This window comes from Streptomyces atriruber, from assembly GCF_001418325.1.
GTDB classification, from domain to species: domain Bacteria; phylum Actinomycetota; class Actinomycetes; order Streptomycetales; family Streptomycetaceae; genus Streptomyces; species Streptomyces atriruber.
In genome coordinates this window covers 1-5349 of record NZ_LIPN01000197.1, presented here as the reverse complement: position 1 = coordinate 5349, position 5349 = coordinate 1, and the positions used below count along the sequence as shown (strand labels likewise).

The window sequence follows — 5349 nt, the reverse complement described above, 5'->3', positions numbered from 1 at the left end:
ACCAAACACACCCACAAGCCCTAAGCCATAAGTCCTAGGCGCAAGGGGCGGCTTGCGGCACGAGTCGCGTCAAAATTGGGAGTGCCAGCGGGCATCCGGCACATACTGGAATGTGAACAAAGCGCAACCTGTTGATGCCTACAAGCAGGCCTGATCATTTATATTTGCCTGCAGTTCAGTCGCTGAAGCTGAATACGATCCGTAACTCAGATGATGAAGATGGATCAGTTCGCCAATGCAATTCCCCACTGCTCACCGAGGCAGGTATCGGAGTAAAGCATTCCGGAACTGGTTGAATATGCGTACAGCACACGGAATACCGATTCCTTGCCTCTCCTCCCGGCACCGCGCATCCCGGGCCGCAAGCCGTGAATCGTGAGCCGTGAGCATCGGTGAAAAATGAAAACGGGCCGACTCCCAGTCGGCCCGCCACCGGCTGAGCGCGTGCCTCATACGCTCAGCCGGGTCATGATTTCACTCTGCTGTCACAGAGATTTCGCGCACGCGCCCTTCTACTGCGCTTCCTCCTCTGCAAGTTGGTACAGCTCCGGCACGGAGACCTTGATCGGCTCTTGCGTGGTGCGGGCGATGACGACCACCGCGGGTTCGTCCGGGTCGGGGTTCTCCTCCCGGTGCGGGACGAACGGAGGCACCAGGAAGAAGTCGCCGGGGCCCGCCGCGACCCGCACCTCCTTCGTGCCGTCGTGGTAGACGAACACCGGGTGGCCGCTGACCACGTAGATGCCCGCCTCTGACGCACCATGATGATGATTGTCGGTCGCGCTCAGCGGCGGGTTCTCCACCATGCCCATCCAGAGGTTCTTCGAGCCGACCGTCCCTCCGCTGATGGCGGCGTAACCGTCCAGCTCGCCCGCTCGGACATGGTGGACGCGATTGCCCAGCGGCCCCTTGTCGTCGGCGCTTCGCCGTGCGCTGTCGCCCGTGGTCACACTCATCACGCAACTCCCCGTCTTTCGAACTACCTTGACTGGGCATCAGCCTGCCTCCACTCTCCCATACCAGCAATCAAGGTTGCCGTATCGGCAAATACTGCTCAGCCGGTGAGCCGGTGAGCCACTGGGATGTCTCGCATACGGGTGACGCTCCGCCTGTCCCGGTCCGACCGGAGGTCTCGGCGGGCTACGAAGACCTCATGGTGTGATCTTCGATTGGAGCCCGCATGCGTACACCCCTCACCGCCGCCCACAGCGTCACGTCTCGCAGAACTCACGAAACCCGCAGCGCACGCACCACTCGCAGCGCACGCAGCACACACAGCACTCACGGATCTCGCCGAGCCTGCGCTTCTCCCCCGCCGCCCTCGGGCCCGCGGCCTGCGTGCGCTTTGCTGACCGCAACAGCTCTTGCTGTCGTCCTCGTCACCGCTCAGCCGGTGACCGCGCAGGCCGCGACTCTGCGGGCCGCGGCACCGGCATCGTGCATCGACGGCCTCAGGGACTCACGGGCGCGTTCGTCCGTGGACGGCGACGAGATCGCCTGGGAGGACGAGACCCGGTTCGATGACGCACGGCGGCACGCCCACCGGGCCTGGACCCGGAACGGACTCCATCGGGTGAAGTTCCCCGCCGACGACGCAAGCCGTATCGCCGACCTGGAATGGTCGGACGTCAACACCGCCCGGGCTCCGTGGAAGAACATCCTCGGACGCTGGAAGGGAATGCCGGGCACGGATGCCGTGCAGCTCAACAGGGCGTACCTGGGGGCTGGCAAGGCGTACGGGGACACCCGGTCCCGACGGATGATCGCCGCGCACGAGCTCGGTCACGCCTTGGGGTTCTGCCACAAGAACCCGTCGGCCTACCGCTCGTTGTTGGCTCCGAACACGTTCGACATGCCGTCCAACGGCAGACCGACACCACGGGACCGGAAGAACTATCACGCGCTGTGGGGCTGAAGGGCGGACAGAAGGACAGACAGAAGGGCAGAACCATGAGTGGTCTTCTCCGCCGTCTGGCGGTCGCCACGGCAGGAGTGACGGTGCTGGCGGCTGCCGTCTGGGGCGCGTACGGCCTCACCGGGCTTCAGGAAGGCGGCAGTTCCGGAGAGGCGGTCACCCTCTACGATCCGCGTGACGCCCGGCAGGTGGCGGGGACAGCGGACGATGTGTTCGCCGGCACCGTCGTGCGTCGCAGCGGGGAACGTGATGTGTACGGCGTCTTCTCCGACCTCTACGCCGTGCGCGTCGGCCATGTGTTCAAAGGGAAGCTCCGCGGCACCGTCGCTGTCAGCTACGAGCAGGGCCATGAACCACTGGCCGAGGGTTCCTCCTACGTCTTTGCCACCGGTCGGGTGCCGGACGGCCGCAGCCACGCCGTGCTCCTGGAGACGACCCTCACCCCCATCGCCGGTCTGACCGCACCCGCACACGCCCCCTCATCCGATTCCGCACCCGCCTCCGTCCCCGCCATGTCCGCCGTCGCCGCGCCCGCCGGACGGACGGTCGCCGAGTACTGGACCTGGGCCGTACGCCACGAAATCGACGTCTCGCCCCGCTGAGGCCCGCCAGTTCCGGACTCGGCGCCTTCAGCCGCGGGAGAGGGCGAGCTCGTGATCGCTGCGCGTGGGATCCGCGGCAGCGGGGACTGTGTGGCCGGTGCGCTTGAAACCGACCTTGCCGTACATCGCCTCCGCTCGGGCGTTGTCCTCGTGCACGAAGAGCCGGACGCGCTCGACCTGCGGCTCGGTCAGCGACCAGGACCACTCCAGGGCGGCTTGCAGGAGGTCTTCCGCGAGCCCGGTGCCGCGCGCCTCGGGCCGGACGAAGACGCCCACGATGTGTGTCTGGGACACCTCAGGGACGTCGGCGAAAAAGCTTTCGACGCCGCGCCGTTCGACGAGGACGGAGAGCGTGCCGAGCCAGCGTCCGTCCGCGTCCTCCGCGACGAACTGCCGGACGGTCTTGCCCTCGGCCGCTCCCGCAGCACGGTCCTGCCAGAAGCCATCGGGCTGGGCGGCGGCCTGCTCGTGGGTCTCGTGGAACGCGAGATGCGCGACCGGATCCCGCAGCGCGTCCAGGCGCAGCGTCTTGATCTTGGTCCAGTCTTCGTGCCGTACGGCCCTGATGACGTGCTTCATCTGCCGATACTCGCATCTGGCCCGGTGCTCATCGCAACTGAATTCACATCGGCCCCTGGGCTCCGGTCCCTGGCTCCGGTCCCTGGCTCCAGTCCCTGGCTCCAGTCCCGGGATCCGGCCCTGGGATCCGGCCCTGGGATCCGGCCGTGGGATCCGTGTCCGCCCCGAAGGGCTTCTGGCGCCGACGACCAACTGGTCGATTCAGAAGCAGTTGCGCCCTGAAGCTCGTGTTCGACGATCTCGGCCGACCGAGCGGAGTGGCACTCCCGTCACGAGAGAACCAGCCGCTGTCTGCCGTCGATGAGTTCGCGCACGGCGTCCAAGTGACCGGCGTGGGTGGCAGTCTCGGTGATCACGTGGAGGATGACCTCGCGCAGGCTGTCGAGGCGCCAGTCACCGAAGAAGTCCGGCCACCACTGCGGGGCGGCTGCCAGGTCGGCGTCGGCCAGAAAGGCGTCGGCGAGCTCCCCTTCCCTCCGGTAGAGGGCGAAGACCTCCTCGGCTGTCTTCTCCGGGGCAGGCTGCCACGCACTGTCCCCGGACCCAAGGATCTCCTCGATGGCCGCCCGCTCCCCCGCGGCAACCGCGCGGAACCAGAATTTCTCGTCGTCCAGGGCGAGATGGTGCACCAGTCCAAGGCATGTCCAGCCGGACGGGAGAACCGGGCGCCGCAGCGCCTCGTCGTCCAAGCCCTCCAGGATGCCGAGGACGTGCTCGCGCTTACTGTTCAGGACGGCGAGCAGCGCCGTCAGTTCAGTGTCCGCCATGGCTCGGACCCTATGCGGCCCCACTGACATTCGGCTCGCCGAGCGTTCGAGGATGCCGTGGTGGAGGTCGGCGCGCCGCTCGTAGCGGGTACGGAGGCGCTTGGTGTCGACCAGGGCTGCTCGGTCCGGGGCTGGTTGGCCGCTCAGCGCTTCACGCCGCCACTCACGTGCTCGCCGCTCTGCGCGCCCGGTGCGCGGCCGCCTTGACGCGGCTCTGGCAGGCCGGGGAGCAGAACTGCTTGGCGGCGTTGCGCGAGGCGTCGACGTAGACGCGATCGCATTTCGGGGCGCGGCAGATGCCCAGGCGTCCGGCCAGGTCGCTGCCGAGCGCCAGCGCGAGGGCGGTGGCGCAGCCCGCGCTCCAGCCGATGGCGAGGGAGTCTTCGGTGCCGTGGAAGTGGACCTGCCAGGGCTCTCCGGGCACGCGGTCCAGTTGGGGGCGGGCGCCGGTGGCGCGCAGGAGGGTGTTGAGGGTGGCGGCCGCTGCATCGATGTCGCCGCTGTCCACAGCGGCGAAGACGTCGCGCAGTTGCCCGGCGGTTCGGGCCAGGAACTCGGCCGGTCCCTGTCCGACCTCTTCGCGGCTGAGGCTGCCGGGCGGTAGGGCGGCCAGGACGGCGTCGGGCAAGTCGGTTTCGCGGGGCGCCACGTAGGCCTTTCCGCGGCGCGCGCCGTCGGTCAGTTCGTTGACGAGTGCGACCGCCACATCCAGCAGCGTCGCGATGTGACTGTCGAACATCACTTGACCGGTCACTCCTTCGAGATCTAATGTCAGTGACTGTCATTATGCAATTCGCCAGTCACGAATGGGGAGCGGGAGGGGAGTGCGGACCGGTGCGACTGCTTCCGGGCGCCGACCAGGCCTTACCGCGCACAGTGTGGTGGCTCATCGGCGCACGTGCCGTCAATCGGCTCGGAGCGTTCTCGCTGTCCTTCCTCACCGTGCTGATCACCACGCAGTACGGCGCGAACAGCGCTACCGCCGGGTTGATCTCGGCTGCCTTCGGACTGGCGACGGTCCCCTCCCGGCTGGTCGGCGGTCATCTGACGGACCGGTTGGGACGGCGCCGCACCATTGTCGTCGGACTGGCCGGCTGCGCCGTCGCCCAGTTCGGCATCGCCGCGGCAGGCAGTCTGGCCATGACGGTCGTCTTCGTCGTACTGCTTGGACTCGTCTTCGAACTCTACGAGCCGCCGAGCCAGGCAATGATCGCCGACGCGGTGGGGCCCACGGAACGTATACGCGCCTACGGCCTGCTCAACGCCGCCTTGGCAGCGGCAGGCATGGGAGCAGGCCTGCTCGCTGCGGGGCTGGGACGATGGGACCTGCGCTGGCTGTTCGTCGCCGACGCCGTGACCTGCCTGCTCTGCTCTCTCGTGGTAGGCCATGCCCTTCCCGGTGACCCACCGCGGGCCGTCCAGACTGCAGCCGAGGCCGAGGCCGGGAGCGGGAGCGGGGATGGGGGCGGGAGGGGGGGCGCGGGCG

At 67.8% G+C, this 5349-nt stretch carries 7 protein-coding genes; 3 read left to right on the top strand and 4 right to left on the bottom strand.

Features of this window, described 5'->3' with window-relative positions:
• Window positions 1–512 precede the first annotated feature (512 nt).
• Window positions 513–956, bottom strand: coding sequence for a cupin domain-containing protein (locus AOK03_RS21630; RefSeq protein WP_055566971.1), 444 nt, complete (start codon window positions 954–956; stop codon window positions 513–515).
• A 437-nt stretch (window positions 957–1393) separates the two neighbouring features.
• Here AOK03_RS21630 and AOK03_RS21625 point away from each other — a divergent pair, with 437 nt between their 5' ends.
• Both AOK03_RS21625 and AOK03_RS42685 read left to right on the top strand, forming a co-directional pair.
• Window positions 1394–1915: a zinc metalloprotease gene (locus AOK03_RS21625; protein WP_157869036.1), complete on the top strand. Its 522-nt coding sequence runs from the start codon at window positions 1394–1396 to the stop codon at window positions 1913–1915.
• A 35-nt stretch (window positions 1916–1950) separates the two neighbouring features.
• Complete coding sequence (locus AOK03_RS42685; protein WP_157869035.1) at window positions 1951–2517, top strand: hypothetical protein; 567 nt, start codon at window positions 1951–1953, stop codon at window positions 2515–2517.
• 27 nt (window positions 2518–2544) lie between these two features.
• On the opposite strand, the gene AOK03_RS21615 is transcribed toward AOK03_RS42685, so the two are convergent.
• From AOK03_RS21615 to AOK03_RS21605, 3 genes are all read right to left on the bottom strand, one after another.
• A complete protein-coding gene (locus AOK03_RS21615; protein WP_055566968.1) occupies window positions 2545–3096 on the bottom strand; it encodes a GNAT family N-acetyltransferase in 552 nt (183 codons plus the stop codon).
• A gap of 269 nt (window positions 3097–3365) precedes the next feature.
• Window positions 3366–3863: a mycothiol transferase gene (locus AOK03_RS21610; protein WP_107098056.1), complete on the bottom strand. Its 498-nt coding sequence runs from the start codon at window positions 3861–3863 to the stop codon at window positions 3366–3368.
• 163 nt (window positions 3864–4026) lie between these two features.
• Entirely contained in the window at window positions 4027–4602 is a 576-nt protein-coding gene (locus tag AOK03_RS21605) for a CGNR zinc finger domain-containing protein (protein ID WP_055566966.1), read from the bottom strand.
• 95 nt (window positions 4603–4697) lie between these two features.
• Here AOK03_RS21605 and AOK03_RS21600 point away from each other — a divergent pair.
• The coding region (locus tag AOK03_RS21600) for an MFS transporter (protein WP_244177689.1) at window positions 4698–5349 on the top strand (652 nt) is incomplete at its 3' end.